Below are 20,338 nucleotides of genomic sequence, written 5' to 3'. Positions count from 1 at the left end.
AAAGGAGGAATTCATCCAAATGTCAAGTCATAAATGGCCCAGAAGAGCTTCTGTAGCGGCATTATGCGCGGCTGTGGTATTAAATGCAGGGATTGTTCCCGTATCGGCTAACTACACGACTGATTTCTATCATGAAGGTGTAGGCACCGATTACGGGCAGGCGAAGTGGAAGGATAATTCTATTGTTAAGGAAGGCGTTAATTTCAGCGATGTCACCGTCGGAGAAATGATGCAGGCAATTGAAGCTTTTGATTTTGAGGCTTTTGCAAAAGATAATTCCGATTTGCCTTGGCTTGACGCCTTGCTAGTTAACGAAGGTGTCATTCCGGATGATGTCAACGACGAAGTTAGCGCCAATACTCTATTCAGCCGGGGAAGCGCTTTGTACATGAAGACTCAGGATAATACCAAGCTGGGTTTTGTGGGAACAGTGCATTACGCGGATACTTTGAACAAGGACACGATGTATAACATCACCCTTTCTACAGGAGACTTGGCAGAACAGAAAAATGTGCGGAAGAACTACCCGAGTCATGAGAATCAGACCTACACAAGCGGAGGCCTGGAGATTAACCAGCGGAAATTTATTTCCAGCTATAACAGTGCTGTAACGCTGCTTCAATTGAAGAATCCTACAGCCAGCGATATAACGTTGACGATGAAGGTTAAATCACCTTTCGTCTCAGCGGCTGAGGGTGATGAGCTGGTGGGTTACAGAGTGGCTGCTCCGCTAATGATAGGCAAAGCCGGGCAAAAGGTAGTTGAAGCAATGTCCTACGTGGATGTTCACCTGAGCGGAAACGGCATGAGTCCTTCCGGAAATGAACTGGTTAAAGAGATTACAGTGCCCGCCGGTGGCTCCGTTGACCAAAAGGTAGTCATGGGTTGGCTCGCGGATGAAATACCAGGCTCAAAGCTGCATTATGAGAGCTTTAAGGCTGCTGACAGCAATGATACAGCCTTCTCCGCACAGGTGCGGGAGTACAACGAGTGGTGGGCAGAGAACATTCCATATATCGATGTTCCCGATGAGAATGTGAAGAAGGTACTTTATTATCGTTGGTGGTGTAACCGCTTTAATTTGCTGGATGCCAACATTCCGGGCAATGACTGGCAGTTCCCGATGAACATGGAGGGCGTTCTCGGCTACAACAACGGGATTACGGTCAGTGTACCTTGGGCGATGCAGGATCTGAAATGGCTGCGTGATCCTTCCTACTTGTATGGAACCTGGCTGGCTCAAGGGGAATATTCCGAGAATAAGAACTATAAAAATAATCCCGGACGTCCTAACATCTGGACTTGGGATATGATGCAGAACACGTCGCAAGTAGGCTGGGATGCTTACAAGATTTACGGTGGTGGTCAGGAAATACTGAAGAAGTTCGCTGATTTTTCCGCCACTGATGTTACCGGCACACTTGAACATTTTAAAGGCACTAATCCAAATCTTGTTTATTATAACCATGGTCCGATTACAGGTAATGACGGAGATACCGTATCCATGCACTGGAATGGCAGTGGTAACTATGCCCGGCTGGATGGTTCTTCTACTACCTACGCCAATGCAGTGGCAACAGCGAAGATGTACGAGCAGCTTGGGGATACTGCGGGTGCAGCTAAAATGAACACTGTGGCGCAGAATATTAAGAATTCAATTCTGAATGAGATGTGGTACGACAAGGCTGACTTTGATGGTGACGGTGTGGCAGATACGAATGGTACAGGCAGCTTTTTGCACAAAAAAGTTGTGGGTGGTACCGATGTATTCAACCCTTGGCGGGATAATAACATGTTTGTCTTTAACTTTGGTGTAGTACCAACTGAAGGTGAAGAAGGATATGAGGCGAAATATTTATCCCAGTTGTCTGATTACGCAGATCCGAATTATTATCCGATCTTTCCCTTCTTTACAGCGGATCAGAACAGCATTATGAAGCGGGTGGAAGATTTCAAGAATGGCAAGACGGATGCCTTCGGTACAGACCAGTTCGCATGGTGTAACTTCGGCAACTATATTAATACCGTTCGTGCCTCTCTGCGCTATTATCCTATAGATAACATCAACAGTGACGTTTACAAAACACTGTTTGATTGGGGCGCTTGGTTGCATACAGTGGAGCCGGGCAATACGGACCACCTGGACTCTAATGAATTTTTCTGGCTGGAGGATTACTTCTTCGGCACGCCATGGACAAAAGACAATCCTCCTAACCCTAGTGGAGATATGGTACGGGCATGGATTCACCACGATACGCTTGGCATGATGAATTACACTGTGGTTGAAGATATGGCGGGTATTCAGCCACGGACAGATGACAAGATCGAGCTATGGCCGATTAATGTTGATTATGACTATTTTGCTGTAGATAACGTGCGTTATCATGATGCTAACTTATCTATCGTATGGCAGGATCCTGCTAAATACAGCGACAATCCTCATTATCAAGGTATTCCAGCAGGTTATTCGCTCTTCATTAATGATGAACTCGTAATGACAACTAACGAAATGTCCCATCTGATTTATGATACAGCTACTGGTAAGGTGGAAAAACCTTCAGGTGATGTAACTGGGGCTGTTGGCGATAACTCGAAGACACAGGTGTTATATGAAAAAGGCAGTGCTACGACACTTGCTGCGGCAGATCAAACATCCCTAGCCAGCAATGAGAAGACTGTCGATATGTTTAATAAAGCAGGCGTAGATATTGTTAATGACGGTACGAATCTGGCTGTTGCTTCAGGCACTACTGTTGAATCGACTTATATCAAGAGCGGTTCGAACATCCGCAACCTGGCGGACAATTCGACAATCGCATCGATTAATCATACGTCAAACACAGCTTTATTCGGAGGTTCGCCGAATTCCGTCGATACGGTTACGTTCAAATTTGATGGAGTCCAGGCTGTGGACAATGTAAAAGTCTATTTCTATAATGACCGGCTTCTGAACGGTTATGGTACACCACAGACATTCGGTGTCGAATATCAGGATGCTGATGGAAGCTGGAAACCAGTGGAGGGGCAATTCCGCTATCCGGAGTATATTGCTTCCAACTATAACAATGTAGAGTTCCAAAAGGTTAACACTGCAGCGATTCGCATTCATGTGACGCATTCGCTGGAACTTGCGACCGCCATAAAGGAGATTCAGATCTACAACAATAATCTGGAGGTTAAGGCGGCTGCCAATCAGGCACCAAAGGTTTATCTAGAAACACCATTGAAGGTTGAGCAAAATGCGCCTCTGACGATTATGCCGCAAATCGTTGATGATGGATTGCCAAGTGGCAAGCTGACTTATACCTGGGAGAAGATTTCAGGTGAAGGAGAAGTAGAGGAGAAAGGGCTTGATAAGGCCATGCTGCAAGCAACCTTTAAGGCGACTGGTGAATATGAATACCGCCTGACTGTCAGCGATGGGGAACTTGAAACTGTCGTGAAGGTTCCAGTCACCGTATTTGTAGCTACTGCAGAACTGACAGAGATGATCGCGAAGTTTGCGGATCGGGATTCCGGCAGACTTGTCCGGAACAAGGATGATTTTACTGCGGCAACATGGCAAGAGCTGCAAGCTGCACTGACTGCTGCCAAGGCATTACTGGCTCAGGGAGAATATACACTGGAAGAGATCAAAGTGGCAACGGATCAAATGCGGATGGCGGTGGATAACCTTAGATACAGAAATGCTGCCCTTTTGGCTACCCCTAGTGCCTCTTACACTTCGGCATGGGAGTCTGTGTATGGCATTAATGATGGTTATATCCCTTATACTTCAGCAAGTATTTACAATAGCGAAGCAGAAACTCAGTATGGGAACTGGGGCGGCCCCGGTGAAAGCCACTGGCTACAACTGACCTGGAAAGAGCCCGTAACTTTGTCAGGCAGCTCCGTGTACTTCTATGATGATGAAGGCGGTGTACAGGTACCGGGAGATTACAGCTTCGAATATTGGGATAAGGATGCCGGAAAATACGTACCGGTAACGGGCTTGAGCGAGAAAGGCAAAGCAAGAAATGCATTTAACGAGGTAACCTTTGACGAGGTGAAGACGGATAAACTCCGTTTGATTCTTAATAAGCAGTCCACTAGTATTTGGACAGGCGTTAAGGAATGGCGGGCAATTTCGTCTAAGCCAGAAGGAGAAGTTCCTGCTCCCGGCGACCATGGTGCGATTGTAAGCATTGAACAGATTGCGGTGAGTACGACAGTTAACGTCGTGCCTAATCTTCCAGCTAAGGTTACGGTAACTTACGCCGATAAAACGACAGGCTTGGCAAGTGTGGTATGGGAGGAAATTCCCCTTAACAAACTCACCATTGCTACAGACTTCACTATATTTGGTAAAGTGGCGGGCACCGATATTGCTGCCAACTGCCGCATCAGTGTGAGGTACGATAAATCTAAACTTAAAGCAGCCATTGATACAGCGGAAGATCCTTCGATAAATGAAGAGAATTATACCGGAACGCCTGAGCAATGGGAGGCACTACGCATTGCACTAGAGGCTGCTAAAGCCACTTATGCAAATGACGGTGCTACCGATGGTGATATTAATGTGGCATATTCCAATTTGAAAAATGCCTTTGAAGCCTTACAGCCTGTCGAAGCTCATGATGCAACGATCAGCGGAATCACAATTCCGGGCGGATCTATTGATCAGGTAGCCAAAGAAATTATTTTACCGGATACGACTACACTTGATGAGCTGAAGGAAGGACTTACTGTGCCGGTAGGGGTTACCTTCGCTGTGTATGAACCCGATAGCATTACTATTGCGGGAGAAATTCAAACGGGTTACAAGGTCATTGTGACGGCACTGGATAAAACAACGACCAGAACGTATACCTTAACATTAGTTTCTGTAAATCCACCTCTCATAACGGCAGCCTTGGAGGAGAAGCTTAGAGCAATAGAGGCTCTGGATAAGAGCCTTTATGTAGAGGAGAGCTGGAATACTCTTGAGAAAGAGGTAGCACGTGCAGTGATGTTGCTGGAGAGTGGAACTGCTACTCAGGCAGACATTGATGAGGCATTAAGTCAGCTTACTGCGGCGGTTGCGGGCCTGAAGTTGCTTTCAGAAGCTACGCCAACACCTACGCCAACATCAACACCTGCACCGACAACGACACCAACGCCAACGGCAACGCCGAAACCAACAGATGCACCGGGTACTTATGTGCCGGTAGCCACGGCAAAACCGTCGCCTAGCGCGTCTGCGACAGCTGCCCCTGCTGTAAGCAATGGTAAAATCGTTGTCCAGACGGTCATCGGAGCAGATGGAAATGCATTGGCTGAACTGGCTGCCGCAGATGTTGAAAAGGCAGCAAAGGATGCAAAGGATGGTATTCTGTCCATTGTCGTGAATCCTACCGGAAACGCGAAACAAATTGTAGTTGAGCTGCCACTGCAGTCACTGGCAGCAGCGGGGAATGTTAAATCCCTCAAGATTGATACAGGAACAGCAAGCATAATGCTGCCGGAAAATTTCCTGAAGACTTACAAAGATGCTAAGAACGGCAAACTTAAGCTTATTGTGGGCACTGGAGATATATCCGGATTGCCACTTTCGGTAAGCAGTCAGTTGAATGCAGGTACAATTAAAGACATCAGTCTTAGCGTAGATGGTGTGATTATTCCAGGCGATGTACTGAAGACATCGGGGATCAAGCTGGCACTTCCTTATACGCTGAAGTCTGGTGAGAAAGCACATAAAGTAGTGGTTTATTACTTGAACAGTAATCAGCAACTAGAGATCGTTAAGAACGGAAGATTTAATACAGGGACACAGATGCTTGAGTTAAATTTGCAACAGCTTGGCAGTTATGTAGTGGTTCACTCGAATGTTTCATTCAAAGATACCGCTACAGCTAATTGGGCGGTAAACAGTATTGAAGCACTCGCAGCACGAGGCGCAATCCAAGGGATGGATGCTGAACACTTTAATCCAAGTGGAAATGTGACCCGTGCAGAATTCATCAAAATATTGATGAACGCTTTTGATTTACTAGATGAGACGGCTGTAAGCACATTTACAGACGTTAAGGATGGGGCATGGTATGCCAGTCCGATTGCGAGCGCTCAAAAGCTCGGTATTGTTAAAGGCAAAGCGGATGGCAACTTTGGTGCAAGCGAGGAGATTACTCGTCAGGAAATGGCGGTCATGATTTATCGTTTGGCTCAGACGATTAATATCCCATTGACCGACGGAACAAAGGCTTCTGGTGAAGCATTCTCTGATGTGAACCAGTTGTCTGCGGATGCAGCCAAAGCTGTAGAAGCGATGCGTATTAGTGGAATTATTAACGGTATGACATCCAACCAATTTGGACCAAACGGCAAGGCTACAAGAGCGCAAGCAGCGACCGTGATCTTCCGCCTGTTTGAGCAGCTTCAATAATCATGCAGCAATACAAGATATAAAAAATCGTGCAGCAATACAAGATATAAAAAAGACGCAGGTGTCCCGTAGTCATGATCATGACTGCTGGGCACCTGTGTCTTTTTGCTGCTGACCGTATGCCCCGAACGCCAGCTTTATTAATTCAAAGCTGCTAGCTTAAAGGTGCCAGTGCCAAGCACCTAGATCAAAGTTGCTATCTCGGAGCTGCCAGTGCCAAGCACCTAGATCAAAGTTGCTATCTCGGAGCTGCCAGTGCCAAGCACCTAGATCAAAGTTGCTATCTCGGAGCTGCCAGTGCCAAGCACCTAGATCAAGTTGCTATCTCGGAGCTGCCAACCCCAAACCTAATCTCATGCTCGTATCCACCACGCTCTTAAAACAAACGTTGCTTCATGGTATGTAATTTGCACGCAAGAGATCGCTAACGGACCCAGTAGCCCCTAAACGCAGCATTTATCGACTTTTGGCGTGCTATCGGACCCCATAGTCACTATTGGCATGAAAAACGCCCGGTTTGAGCCGCTTTTGATGAGATAGCTGCACTGGAGTCCGAAACTGTGCCCAAAAGGCGATAAATGAGAAAATAACGCCTCCTGAGTCCGTATGCGCCTGATGATGTGTTGGGTGTTATTGTGCGAGGTCAGTAAGCCCCAAAGGATGAGTGTGATTCGGCGGCAACGGACCCAGTAGCCCCTAAACGTTGCATTTATCGACTTTTGGCGTGCTATCGGACCCCATAGTCGCTTTTGGTATAAAAAACGCCCGGTTTGAGCCGCTTTTGATGAGATAGCTGCACTGGAGTCCGAAACTGTGCGCAAAAGGCGATAAATGAGAAAATAACGCCTCCTGAGTCCGTATGCGCCTGATGATGTGTTGGGTGTTATCATGGCCGAGTCCGTAAGCGCCTGAGGATGCACTGGGTGTTATCGTGGCTGAGCCGAAAGTGCCTGAGGATGTATTCGATGTTATCGTGCCTAGGTGCGTAAGCCCCAAGGGATGAGTGTGATTCGGCGGTAACGGACCCAGTAGCCCCTAAACGTTGCATTTATCGACTTTTGGCGTGCTATCGGACCCCATAGTCGCTTTTGGTATAAAAAACGCCCGATTTGAGCTACTTTTGATGAAATAGCTGCACTGGAGTCCGAAACTGTGCCCAAAAGGCGATAAATGAGAAAATAACGCCTCCTGAGTCCGTATGCGCCTGATGATGTGTTGGGTGTTGTTGTGCGAGGTCAGTAAGCCCCAAAGGATGAGTGTGATTCGGCGGCAACGGACCCAGTAGCCCCTAAACGTTGCATTTATCGACTTTTGGCGTGCTATCGGACCCTATAGTCACTATTGGCATGAAAACCGCCCAATTTGAACCACTTTTGATGAAATAGCTGCGCTGGAGTCCGAAACTGTGCCCAAAAGGCGATAAATATGCCAATAACGTCTCCTGAGTCCGCAAGCGCCTGAGGATGCATTCGGTGTTATCGTCCTAGATCGCAAGCGCCTGAGGATGCATTCGGTGTTATCGTCCTAGATCCGCAAGCGCTTGAGGATGCATTCGGTGTTATCGTCCTAGATCCGCAAGCGCTTGAGGATGCATTCGGTGTTATCGCGGCCGAGTCCGAAAGCGCCTGATGTGTGTTGGGTGTTATTGTGTTAGGTCCGTAAGTCCCCAGAGATGAGTGGGATGCGGCGGTAAAGGACCCAGTAGCCCCTAAACGTTGCATTTATCGACTTTTGGCGTGCTATCGGACCCCATAGTCGCTATTGGCATGAAAAGCGCCCAATTTGGGCCACTTTGGATGAAATAGCTGCACTGGAGTCCGAAACTGTGCCCAAAAGGCGATAATTGAGCAAATAACGCCTTCTGAGTCCTTAAGCGCCTGAGGATGTACTCGTTGTTATCGCCCTAGATCCGTAAGCGCCTGAGGATGTATGCGGTGTTATCGTGGCTGAGTCCGAAAGCGCCTGATGATGTGTTGGGTGTTTTTGTGCTAGGTCAGTAAGCCCCAAGTGATGAGTGTGATTCAATGCTAACGGACTCAAGAGTCGTTATTTGCATGAGCTCAAGGGATGATTAGGTTTCGGAGACCGAAAAGAATCCAGTATATGGAGTATACCTGCTTCTTTCTTGTTGATCCCTTTTTAGCATAATTTTGGAGGATAAAAGGGGGAGATGCAGGGGATAATTTCTAGGAAACCTATTGTGACAGGAGTGACTACTGTGGAGAAACAATCAGCACAGGGGATCAGTAACAACTCTCAAAATAACGATAAGTCTGAGCAGACTCTAAGTACGTCACTGGATGATATGTTGAGTCTGTTTCGGCAAATCTTTAATAATGATGGAACGCTTAGGATAAGAGTGCTAAATAATATTCATAGTGACGGCATCTGCTGCGGATTAGTTTATGTTGACGGGATGGTTGACAGGGAAATGATTCAGTATGGGGTGATCAAGCCCCTAATGAAATTTGATTTTACGGAAATGGATAGTGGGAATAGAGCTGAACTGATGGAGAAAATCCGGACGATGGTTATTAATATTAGCGATGTAGTCTGCTCTACGAGTTTGGATGAGATGGTTAGCGCGGTCGTAGCTGGAAAAACATTATTTCTGATGGATGGTTTTGCGGGTGCGCTAAACATTAGCGCACAGGGGTGGGAAACGAAGGCTATCGCAGAGCCTGTGACGGAAAAAAGCGTCAAGGGTCCACGAGAAGGTTTTACAGAGTCACTGCTTGTAAACTTGACTCTCATTCGCCGAAGAGTGCAAAGTCCGGACTTAAAGTTGATTTATGGCCAGATCGGGGTCCGCTCCAAAACAGAAACTTGTATTTGTTATATTGAAGGTTTGGCCTCACCGGATGTTGTTAAAGAGCTGCAGAACCGAATTCAGCAGGTAGACATAGATGTTGTTTTGGATACATCTATTCTTTCGGAGCTTATTCGAGATGAACCTTTTTCACCCTTTGAAATGACGGGAAGCACAGAACGTCCTGATTCTGTAGTAAGCAAAATTATGGAGGGGAGAGTTGCCTTATTAATGGAAGGCAGCCCTTATGCAATGACAGTGCCCTATTTGTTTGTGGAGAATTTTCAGGCCAGTGCTGATTATTATATTAACTATTACTTTGGTTCGTTTAACCGAATGATAAGGGTGCTTGGAGCTTTTTTGTCTATTAGTATTCCTGCTTTGTACGTAGCTTTAGTTACCTATAGTCAGGAAATGATTCCTACCATGTTGTTACTTAGTATTTCAACGTCGAGAGTAGCCGTTCCTTTTCCGACTGTGGTCGAGGTTTTGTTCATGCTAACGATTTTTGAAATTCTGCGAGAGGCAGGAGAACGAATACCGACCTACATTGGTCAGGCGATTAGCATCGTAGGTGCGCTTGTGTTGGGTCAGGCGGCTGTGGAAGCAAGAATAGTTAGCGCACCTATGATTATTGTAGTGGGTTTAACAGGAATTATGGCTTTGCTTAACCCTACACTGACGGGTCCTCTAATCGTGGTAAGATCGCTTTTACTATTGGCTACCTTCTTTCTGGGGTTATACGGGTATTTCTTAGGTGTGATCGGTTTAGTTATTCATTTGATGAGTTTACGTTCCTTTGGAGTTCAATACATGCTTGGAGTAGGTTCTATTCGCCCGCAGGATATTAAGGATACAGCTATAAGGGCGCCGTGGTGGCACATGTATTTACGTCCGGCGATGATTGGAGCACGTAACCGAAAGAGAAAAGCGGCAAATAAAGTAAGGAATCGGTCATGAATAAAATTAAAAAAGGGTTGCTAGCTTGTATATCGCTATTACTTCTGGTCAGTATCTTGGGCTGTTGGGATTACGCCGAAATTGAAGATAGGGCGGTTGTAGCAGGCATTGGCATCGATAAAGATTCTGACGGAAAGCTGTTAGCAACGGTTGAAATCGTGGATACGAAAGAGGGGATGAAATCCAGTCAAGCGGGTTATAAGATGGTCAGTCTTTCAGGTAAAACGTTATTTGAAATTGTGCGAGGTATGATTTCAATTACGGGAAAAAAATTATTTTGGAGCCATTCCAAGGCGATCATTATTAGTGAGGAAGTAGCCAAGGAAGGGGTTGTAAAAGTGATTGATTGGTATAACAGAGATACAGAAACTCGATCAGATGTATACGTGTTTGTTTCTAAAGATAAGACGGCTCAGGAAGTAATTAATTTAAATAGCTCAACAGAAACTATTATGTCTTATGGTCTTGCTCAGCAGATGGCAATTGAACAAAATGTAAGTACGGCCCCGGTTGTGGAGATTTGGGACTTCATTGAAAAGCTGGAGACGCCCGGGGATTGTGCTATAGCTCCGCTTATTTATATTCACGAGAAAAATGGCCAGAAAAATCCGCGCGTCAGCGGTACAGCTATCTTCAGAATGGATAAAATGATAGGCAAGCTGAGTGGTGAAGAGACCAAATTCATGTTGTTTATTAAAGATAAGATAAAGGGTGGGGTGTTAACCGTGAATAACGAAAAGGGAGCCCCCGACTTCACACTTGAGATCTTTTCTAATAAAACAAAAGTAAAGCCTGTTTGGATAAACGGTAAACTCCAATTACAGGTAAATATGGTCACGCATACCGGGCTTGATGAGGTAATGACTACTGAAGGATTCACTAGTCTGAATAGTAAAAATGTTATAGAGAAGCGTGCCGCTAAGGAATTACAGGAGAATACTCTCTCTGTAATTAAAAAGGTGCAGCAGGAATATCATTCCGATATTTTTGGATTCGGAGAGATTATCTTTGAGAATATGCCTAAGACCTGGACCAAGCTCGATAAAGATTGGGAACGAGAATTCTCTAGTCTAGATGTGGTTGTAAATTCAACAGTTATTATTGAGAGCAGTGCTCAGAACTCAAGGTCTATACAGATCCATCAAGAATAGGTGATTAAATTGGCTGTTATCGTTGTGATGATATACTTTTTTGTTGTATTGATAGATCCTTACGGACTGTTAAAGCAAGGGATGAAACGGGATTTTTATGTGTGTACTACACTATGTCTGCTTTCTTTCTGTATAGCTTTTGCATTGGCCATGAAATGGCAGCTTCCTAGTCCTTCACCTTTAATTGTGAGTTGGATCAGCAAGTTATTCTAGTTACAAGCCCAAGAGGAGATTTAAGCATGAAAAAAGAGATCATACCCACAGGGCATTCTATAAGTATTGTTGTTCTATTTATTATTGGAACTTCACTATTCATGGGACTGCCGGGAAAATCGGGCAACAGTAGCTGGATTGCTCTACTTTTAGCCATATCATTAACGGTCCCCCTGCTGTTTATGTACGCCAGATTTCATGTGCTTTTTCCGGGTAAGAATCTATTTGATATATTGATCATCGTATTTGGATCTATCTTTGGGAGAGTAGTTTCCTGTCTATATATATGGTATGCACTGCATATGGGGGCACTTGTTCTACGGAATTTTGGGGAGTTTAGTAAAACGGTTGCCTTGACAGAGACGCCTATGATTGCACCTATGTTATGCGTGGGTCTGTTATGTATTTGGGTGGTTAAGGCAGGGATTGAGGTGATTGGGAGATGTGCTAAGCTATTTCTATTGCTTCTTTTAGCGGAGATACTGTTTATTGAAATCTTAGCCATTCCCAAGCTTAAGTATCACTATTTGAAGCCTTTTCTTGACAGTGGATGGTCACCGATATTTGCAGATACAATTGGATCATTTACTTTTCCTTTTGCTGAAATTGTTCTTTTTATGGGCGTATTTAGTCATTTGCCGGCAAAAGACTCAGCCAAAAAGATTCTGCTAAGCGGATTGCTGATTTCTGGTGTGGTGATTTTGCTCGTTTCTCTGCGGAATTTGCTGATTCTCAATCCTGATATTGTTCAAAGCTTATACTTCCCCTCGTATGTTGCGGTTAGTCGGATTAATATAGGGGATTTTTTGACCCGAATGGAGGCATCATCAGCACTTGGATTTGTAATCACGATATTCATAAAGGCCAGCTTATGTTTATATGTGGCTAGTGTTGGAGTCGCTAAGTTGTTCAAACTGAAGAGCTACCGATCCGTTGTGCTTCAGCTGGGATTGATTATGGTTTATTTCTCACAATTTATCTTTAAGGATATTATGGAGATGCAGCATTTTGCCTATACTATTTATCCAATATATGCGCTTCCTTTCCAGGTGATTATTCCGTTGATATTATGGATTTGCGCTGAAATTGTTGTGAGCCGAGGTAAAAATAAACAGATAGCGCCGCAGTCGCAGCAATAGCTCTAAATAGGAGGATACAGGTGTCTCGTGAGCCATAAAAGGTGGCTGTTGGGATGCTTGTGTCCTTTTTGTTATGAGTAATTAGGTGAAATCCCACATTCGGAATCTTAGCGGAGCGCATAGTTGTTATTGATTAGCGTCCTCTGAGTCCGTAAGTTTCAGGAGATGGCGATGATGCTATAATGATAGATACATAGAATAGAGGTTACTTTTTTTGAGAACAGGGGAGCTGATCCATCATTGAATACATATATTCTTATATATGATAGCTTTGTGCAGTTTGAGGTTACATTGGCAGCTTATTTTATGAAAACAAAGGGTGAGGTTTATACCTTAGGTTTGGAAGATAAGGCGTTAATCTCCTGCGAGGGTTTTTCTGTGAATCCATCCGTATTGGTTGAAAATGTGGACGTTAGCACCATAGATTTATTGATTATCCCTGGTGGGGAAACAGATAATTTAATAGGGCAGGAGGCTCTATTAGATTTAATCAGAAGCCTGAATCGAGCAGGCAAAGTCATCGCGGGCATTTGCGGTGGGGTATCCATTCTTAAGGCAGCCGGAGTACTGGATGGTAAGGTTTATGTGGACAATGAATCCGGCGTATCTAACGTCGTTGTCGATGGAACAATCATTACCGCTAAGCCGAATGGATATGTAGATTTTGCGCTTGAAATTGGGCGAGTAATGAGTATCTATAAAGATGAGGCAGATTTGCAAGAAACGATAGATTTCTTTAAATATTTTAAATCCGTTTAAGGAGCAGAAGAGGGGAAACATGTATGAACGTTAGCAATATCATTATGTCCTCTTATTGGGGTAGAGAGGTTAAACATAAGTATATCACCCAAGGTTCCAAAGCGCTGGCTGTTATTTTTCCGGGTAAAAATTATTCAGCTGATCGCTCTCTGCTGGATTATGCGGCTAAAGCTGCCCGGGAGCATAATTGTGATGTTCTGCTTTTAGAATATGGTTACCAGAGTGCTAGGGTGGATTTCAAGCGTGAAGAAATGAGTATTATCATTGAGGAATGTAAAGCCGTGATTGCTTCTCTGCCGGATTATAAGAGGTTTCTTTTTATAAGTAAAAGCATGGGAGCTGTTATTGCAGGTAGAATAGCTGAAGAGCTAGAAATACAGAAGAAGACGTCTCATCTATATATCACCCCGTTGCCTGAGGCGGTGCCGCTGATTCAGCGGAGTCGGGGGACTGTAATTTATGGAGGCAGTGACCCCTTATTTGGTGAAGAGCATTCGGGTGAAATTAGTGGGCTGAATCATTTGAAGGTGTATAGAATCGATGATGCCAATCATTCGCTGGAGGTAGGCAGTGTCAACGAGTCACTAGCAATACTGCTGGTCATCATTAATTTCTATCATGAATTTTTCCGGGATGCTTTAAATTAATAACTTTAGGAGATGATGAGTGTGATTTTGGAAGCTGCGATGCTGCAAGTGAAGCCTGGTTTGACTACTGAATTTGAGCAAAGCTTCAAGGAGGCATCAAGCTTAATCTCCTCGATAGAGGGTTATTTGGGCCATGAATTACAACATTGCTTGGAGGATGAACATAAGTATCTGTTGCTGGTGAAGTGGAGAACGCTTGAAGACCACACTGTTGGGTTTAGAGAATCCAGCCAATATCAGGAATGGAAAGCACTCCTTCACCATTACTACGACCCATTTCCGGTAGTTGAGCATTTTACCCGCATTAATCTGGACTAAATGGAGGATACCGAATGAAGGCCAAGCTTGTTGGGGAAGGCAGAACAGCGGAGATCTGGCAGCATGACGATCAGAGGATTCTTAAATTGTACCGGGAGGATATAGCAGAGCAACACGTCAGCCGGGAATATAAAATCAGCCAGTTTGTACATGCGCGGGGTGTTCGGACCCCCCAGCCTTTTGAGCTTATTTCTGAACAGAATCGACAAGGTATCGTTTTTCAACAAATTCAGGGTCCCTCTTTACTAAAGGTGATGGGTGAGAAGCCTTGGAAAGTTACCCAATATGCCAGGCTGATGGCGGGGCTTCATTGTGATTTACATAAGCTTGAAACTACAGAGGAAATCGGCCAGCAAAAGGATATGCTGAAAAGTCAGATCATGGTTGCCCCTATGCTGAGCGAAGAGGAAAAATCCGTCATTTTGAAGTATCTGGAGAAGCTGCCGGAGGGCACTCGTTTATGTCATGGGGATTTTCATCCCGACAATGTGCTTATGGATGAACAGCTCTGGGTGATCGACTGGATGACGGGTGTAGTGGGAGAACCTGCTGGAGATGCTGCGCGTTCCGTAGTGATGTTCAGTTTGGGAGCTATGCCTCCGGGAGCTTCGGCCTTCTCCAAATTAATGTTAGGTTTTATAAGAAAAAGATTAACTAAGGGATACATTCAAGAGTATCTCAGATTATCAGGACACACTTATGAGGACGTAGACCGCTGGATTTTGCCGATCGCTGCCGCACGTCTGGTGGAGGGGCTTTCGCCTCCAGAGAAGGAGCTGCTGGTAAATGAAGTTCGTAAACGTCTACACACCTTAGCCGCAGAGGTAAGCTGATCATGGCACAAAAACGGAGGCGTATTCTATGACTACCTATATAGCGCTGCTGCGTGGAATTAACGTCGGCGGGAACAAAATTATTAAAATGTTGGACCTGAAGGCGATGTTTCAGTCTCTTGGATTTGCAAATGTACGAACGTATATTCAGAGTGGAAATGTCGTTTTTGAGAGTGATGAAGGTTCGGTAAGCCTGCTTAGAGGAGTCATTGAACGTCAGATTCATGAGGTTTTTGGATTCGAGGTCTCTGTTATTATCCGTACTTTAGCAGAAATGGAGAATGTGATCGCTAACGATCCCTTTCAGCTGTCCGAGCCAGAGGAATTCAAAAGATGGTATGTTACTTTTTTACCAGCCGAGCCTTCAGGGGAAGCATTGGATAAACTGTGCACTTATGAGAATGGACCGGATAAAGTGCGTTTTGTCGGCAGAGAGATGTATATATTATATGAGGTCAGTGTGAGCCAATCATCGCTTTTTAAAGTCCCTTTTGACAAAATACTCGGGATGCCCATTACCGCACGCAACTGGAACACGGTGAATAAGCTTGTTGCCATAGGCAAGATGGAATAACATAGTTTGGATTGAACAGGGTACCGAAAGGCTCCACATTGTGGGGTCTTTTTTGCGTTCCGGCAGCCTCATTTATTCAGCAAACATTCAGCTTGCACTCATTGAGAGTTAAGGTATGGATGAAATAATACACCTACGGAAAGCTTGGGCCGGAGTTACAGAACTGCCGGCATATAGAATGATCAAGGGATAGGAGTGAAATGGAGATGAGTTTTGCTAGAAAAATAAGCTCGGATCTTATACTGTGGCTCATTTTAATACTCGCTGCTTTTTTGTACGGTTATGGAGTTTGGAATGACCACTATGTGAATACATACTACACCACTGCCGTGGGAAGTATGCTGCAAAACTTTCATAATTTCTTCTTCGCTTCACTCGACTCTGCAGGTTCAGTCACGGTGGATAAACCACCGGTCACCTTTTGGATTCAGACTCTTAGCGCACTCATTTTCGGGCTGCATGGCTGGAGTGTAATTTTACCTCAGGCGCTTGGGGGCGTGGGCTCCGTGTTGCTCGTATACCTTCTGGTAAAACCTACCTTTGGTAAAGCAGCAGCTCGTTTAGCAGCGCTGGCCATGGCAACAACTCCAGTAGCGGCGGCTGTTAGCCGGACGAATAACATTGATGCTTTGTTAGTATTCACGTTACTGTTGGCGGTTTGGTTTTTATTTAAAGGAACGAAGAGTAATAAGCTGGGCAGTCTCCTTGCCGCATTCGCTTTAATCGGTGTTGGGTTTAATGAGAAGATGTTGCAGGCTTATATGGTATTGCCGGCTTTTTATCTCTTTTATGTCTTGGCTGCGAAAGTGAACTGGAAGCGAAAAACCGGAGTATTAGCGGCCTCGACAGCTATATTACTCGTGGTCTCGTTATCCTGGGCAGTGATAGTGGATTCGATTCCCGCTAGTAAACGACCTTATATCGGCAGCAGCGGTACTAACTCCGTGCTCAATCTTGCCTTTGGTTATAATGGTGTCGCCCGATTGACGGGTGATCGGGGGACAGGTGGTGGCGGAGGTGGAATGCCTTCAATGAATGGTGGTGAGATGCCGAACATGAATGGCGAGATGCCAGCTATGAACGGTGAAAGACCCGCTATGAACGGGGCAGATGCTGAAAATGGTACGGATAGCGGACGTGGATCATTTTCGGGTCGGCAAGGTATGAATTCAACCTCAGACAGTCAAAATGGCGCCGATGATGGAGGTTCTCCAGGGCAACCACCCGGCGGTGGAACAGATAATCAAAACCGGCAATTTGGTGGTGAAGGTGGGGGTCAAGGACAACGCGGCGGCATGAATGGCGGCGGAGGTGGAATGTTCAATACTGGAACCGCAGGTCCACTGCGCCTGTTCCAATCAGAGCTGTCAGGTCAGGCAAGCTGGATGCTGCCTTTTGTATTGTTTGGTTGTATTGGATTATTCGCTAATCTGCGGAGAAGGAACTTTACGCAAGGGCATAAAGAAGCTCTATTCTGGTTAGCATGGCTGGTGCCGGTGATGGGATTCTTCAGTATTGCGGGATTCTTCCATCAATATTATCTGGTGATGATGGCTCCGCCGATAGCCGCGCTGGTCGGTGCAGGCTGGTCAAAGCTCTGGAGTCTGTATCGTGAGCACTCTGGTTGGCTGTCATGGCTATTGCCAGTTGCGACGCTGGTTACAGCAGTTTTTCAATGGTACATTATTCATCCTTATGACGATACGATTGGCAGGGGCTGGTCGATTGGCATTCTGGCTGCCGGTATAGTTGTTTCTTTGGTGCTGGTCGTTCTTAAAGGCAAGCAGAAGCCATTTGTTTTCTCGGCAAGTATTGTTGCTGTACTAGTATTGTTAATTGGCCCGCTCTACTGGGCAGCTACCCCAATTACTTATGGCCTGAACAGTCAAACCCCTGAAGCAGGACCAGGCAGCAGTGAGGGCAGAGGAGGAATGGGCGGCAATTCTAGCAACTTTGGACGTAATAGCGCCACAAGTGCGAATGAGAGTCTGTTGTCCTATCTGGAGGAAAATAATACCGGGGAGCCTTATCTGTTTGCCGTATTGGATTATGGCACAGCAGCTCCTTATATCGTCGATAAGGGGGCATCGGTTGTTATTCTGAACGGTTTTTCCAATTCGGACACAGTATATACCACAGATACCCTAAAGGCGTTAGTAAAGAGTGGAAAGGTGAAATACTTCCTGCTGAGCAGCGGCGGTATGGGTGGTGGACGTGGAGGGAATTCTACGCTCTCTACCTGGATTACCGACAATGGCACAGAGGTTCCAGCAGCGGATTGGGCAGGAAATGACGCTGGCAACAGCGGAACGTTATACAAAGTTACAGTTAACTAGTTCAGTGTTTTAGAGTACGAAGCGTGCTAATACATTTGCAGGCACGCTTCAGCATTTAAATTAAAGGAGGAGCTGCTCATGAGTATCAACGTGCGCTATTCCATTATTATACCGATGTTTAATGAAGAGGCAGTCATTCAGGAAACGTATCGCCGTATTAAAAAAGTGATGGCAATGACGGAGGAAGTGTATGAGCTGATCTTCGTGAATGACGGCAGCACCGACAACTGTGCCCAGATGATCGAGGAATATAGCTACTGGGATGAGAGTGTGAAGCTGATCGATTTGTCACGTAACTTTGGACATCAGATCGCTATTACTGCCGGAATGGACTATGCCCTTGGGGATGCAGTTGTCATTATTGATGCTGATTTGCAAGACCCGCCTGAGCTGATCTTGGACATGATTGCGGAATGGAAGAAGGGGTATGAAGTTGTATATGCTAAGCGGGTGAAGCGAAACGGTGAATCCCTATTCAAAAAGTGGACGGCCAGCCTCTTTTATAGAATTCTGCGTTATTCAACCGATATTTCTATCCCTGTGGATACGGGTGATTTTCGGCTTATAGATCGTAGGGTCTGCGAAGAGCTCAAACGTCTACCGGAGAAAAACCGTTTCGTGCGCGGACTGGTCAGCTGGGTTGGTTTCCGTCAGAAGGCGATTGAATATGAACGGGATGAACGTCTGGCGGGGGAAACTAAATATCCACTAAAACGTATGATCAAGCTCTCTTTGGACGGAATCACCTCCTTTTCCTATAAGCCGCTGAAGCTGGCAGGATATTTGGGCGCACTGCTGTCGGCTTCTGGTTTTCTGTACCTTATGTATGTTTTGTACCTGGTGATTTTTACAGACTCAGTTGTTAAGGGCTGGGCTTCGATGATTGGAATTACGCTGACCTTCAACGGATTTGTACTCATTATGCTAGGAATACTAGGTGAATATGTCGGCCGGATTTATGACGAAACTAAGGGACGTCCGCTTTATATTGTCCAAGAGTTCTATGAAGGTAAGGGGCAGCAAAAGAACATTCGTGAGCACCCTGTGACCCATCTCCGTAAATAAACTGCAAGGGAGGGATTCATGATGAAGATTAGAAAAGCTGTCATTCCCGCCGCGGGCTTAGGCACTCGTTTCCTGCCTGCCACTAAGGCTCAGCCAAAAGAAATGCTGCCCATTGTGGATAAACCAGCGATTCAATATATCGTAGAAGAAGCCGTCCGCTCTGGTATTGAAAGTATTATCATCGTGACCGGCCGCAATAAGAAGTCGATTGAAGATCATTTTGATAAATCGGTGGAGCTGGAGCAGACGCTTTTGGAAAAAGGGAAAGAGGATCTACTTCGTGAAGTCCAGCTAATCAGTGAGCTAGCGAGCATCCATTACATTAGGCAAAAAGAGCCGCTGGGACTAGGCCATGCCATCCTTTGTGCGGAACAATTTATCGGTGATGAACCTTTTGCTGTTTTGCTTGGTGACGATATTATGGTTTCGGAGGACCCGGCGCTGCTGCAGATGATGAGATTGTATGAGCAAGAGGAGCAGACTATCGTCGGTGTGCAGCAGGTGCCACGGCAGGAGGTTAACAAATATGGGATTATAGCTTCCAGCGGCTCACTAAATGGAGTTCATGAAGTAAAAGGATTGGTAGAGAAGCCCTCGCCTGAAACAGCACCTTCAGAATACGCCATTATGGGGCGATACATTTTGGAGCCTTCGATATTCTCAGTACTGGCTAACCTCGAACGTGGAGCGGGCGGTGAATATCAACTGACGGATGCTTTGCACGAGGTATGCCGGCAAGAAGGATTGCTGGCGCTGGATTTAATCGGCAAACGTTATGATATTGGTGATAAATTTGGTTACATTAAAGCCACGCTGGAGGTAGGTTTGATGCGGGAGGATTTGCGCCCATTATTGGTTCCGTATTTGCAGGAGCTGGCTGCTAGTCTTAAGGGAAGAGAAGAAGAAGTGGATTCCTTGCATTGGAGTATACACAGTTGAGGGAGAGAAACTGTTTCAAACGATCATAACATCGGCTTCGGTGGTGGGATGAGGTTTTGAAGCAGTTTTTTTGCGTGTGGTGTTCAAAGGACGGTGAGGGACGAGCAAATAAGTGTACTTTATACAATTAAAAGTATGGGGGACAGCTGCAAATCGATTTAGTTGCACTTGATACATCTATATCTTTACATTTTA

Annotated in this window: 12 protein-coding genes; all 12 read left to right on the top strand. The window is 45.5% G+C overall.

Annotated elements, in window-relative coordinates; translation table 11 throughout:
- Nucleotides 1-19: 19 nt before the first annotated feature.
- The 12 genes from MKY14_RS24585 (at nucleotide 20) to galU (ending at nucleotide 20,143) form a co-directional block, all read left to right on the top strand.
- Entirely contained in the window at nucleotides 20-6,400 is a 6,381-nt protein-coding gene (locus MKY14_RS24585) for an S-layer homology domain-containing protein (protein WP_340977551.1), read from the top strand.
- A gap of 2,218 nt (nucleotides 6,401-8,618) precedes the next feature.
- Nucleotides 8,619-10,169, top strand: coding sequence for a spore germination protein (locus MKY14_RS24580; RefSeq protein WP_340977549.1), 1,551 nt, complete (start codon nucleotides 8,619-8,621; stop codon nucleotides 10,167-10,169).
- On the top strand, nucleotides 10,166-11,320 hold the full coding sequence (locus MKY14_RS24575) for a Ger(x)C family spore germination protein (protein WP_076186255.1): 1,155 nt from the start codon (nucleotides 10,166-10,168) through the stop codon (nucleotides 11,318-11,320). Before MKY14_RS24580 ends, MKY14_RS24575 begins: the two co-directional genes overlap by 4 nt.
- Before the next feature lie 239 nt (nucleotides 11,321-11,559).
- On the top strand, nucleotides 11,560-12,672 hold the full coding sequence (locus MKY14_RS24570) for a GerAB/ArcD/ProY family transporter (RefSeq protein ID WP_076186259.1): 1,113 nt from the start codon (nucleotides 11,560-11,562) through the stop codon (nucleotides 12,670-12,672).
- A 240-nt stretch (nucleotides 12,673-12,912) separates the two neighbouring features.
- A complete protein-coding gene (locus tag MKY14_RS24565) occupies nucleotides 12,913-13,431 on the top strand; it encodes a DJ-1/PfpI family protein (protein WP_076303403.1) in 519 nt (172 codons plus the stop codon).
- A 23-nt stretch (nucleotides 13,432-13,454) separates the two neighbouring features.
- Nucleotides 13,455-14,078 (top strand): hypothetical protein, encoded by a 624-nt coding sequence (locus MKY14_RS24560; RefSeq protein ID WP_076138393.1) that lies wholly within the window; start codon nucleotides 13,455-13,457, stop codon nucleotides 14,076-14,078.
- A 21-nt stretch (nucleotides 14,079-14,099) separates the two neighbouring features.
- Nucleotides 14,100-14,396, top strand: a complete 297-nt coding sequence (locus tag MKY14_RS24555; protein ID WP_076303402.1) for an antibiotic biosynthesis monooxygenase family protein — start codon at nucleotides 14,100-14,102, stop codon at nucleotides 14,394-14,396.
- A gap of 14 nt (nucleotides 14,397-14,410) precedes the next feature.
- A complete protein-coding gene (locus MKY14_RS24550; RefSeq protein ID WP_248549070.1) occupies nucleotides 14,411-15,229 on the top strand; it encodes a phosphotransferase family protein in 819 nt (272 codons plus the stop codon).
- Nucleotides 15,230-15,257: 28 nt separating this feature from the next.
- Nucleotides 15,258-15,803, top strand: a complete 546-nt coding sequence (locus MKY14_RS24545; RefSeq protein WP_076186269.1) for a DUF1697 domain-containing protein — start codon at nucleotides 15,258-15,260, stop codon at nucleotides 15,801-15,803.
- 206 nt (nucleotides 15,804-16,009) lie between these two features.
- Nucleotides 16,010-18,139 (top strand): glycosyltransferase family 39 protein, encoded by a 2,130-nt coding sequence (locus MKY14_RS24540; RefSeq protein WP_248549069.1) that lies wholly within the window; start codon nucleotides 16,010-16,012, stop codon nucleotides 18,137-18,139.
- A 78-nt stretch (nucleotides 18,140-18,217) separates the two neighbouring features.
- Complete coding sequence (locus MKY14_RS24535; protein WP_076138397.1) at nucleotides 18,218-19,204, top strand: glycosyltransferase family 2 protein; 987 nt, start codon at nucleotides 18,218-18,220, stop codon at nucleotides 19,202-19,204.
- A gap of 18 nt (nucleotides 19,205-19,222) precedes the next feature.
- Nucleotides 19,223-20,143, top strand: a complete 921-nt coding sequence (gene galU, locus MKY14_RS24530; protein ID WP_179089473.1) for a UTP--glucose-1-phosphate uridylyltransferase GalU — start codon at nucleotides 19,223-19,225, stop codon at nucleotides 20,141-20,143.
- Nucleotides 20,144-20,338: the final 195 nt, after the last annotated feature.

Source organism: Paenibacillus sp. FSL R5-0887 (assembly GCF_038002305.1).
GTDB lineage: Bacteria > Bacillota > Bacilli > Paenibacillales > Paenibacillaceae > Paenibacillus_AQ > Paenibacillus_AQ odorifer.
The sequence above is the reverse complement of the archived record's forward strand: the minus strand, read 5'-3'. Positions and strand labels throughout refer to the sequence as shown.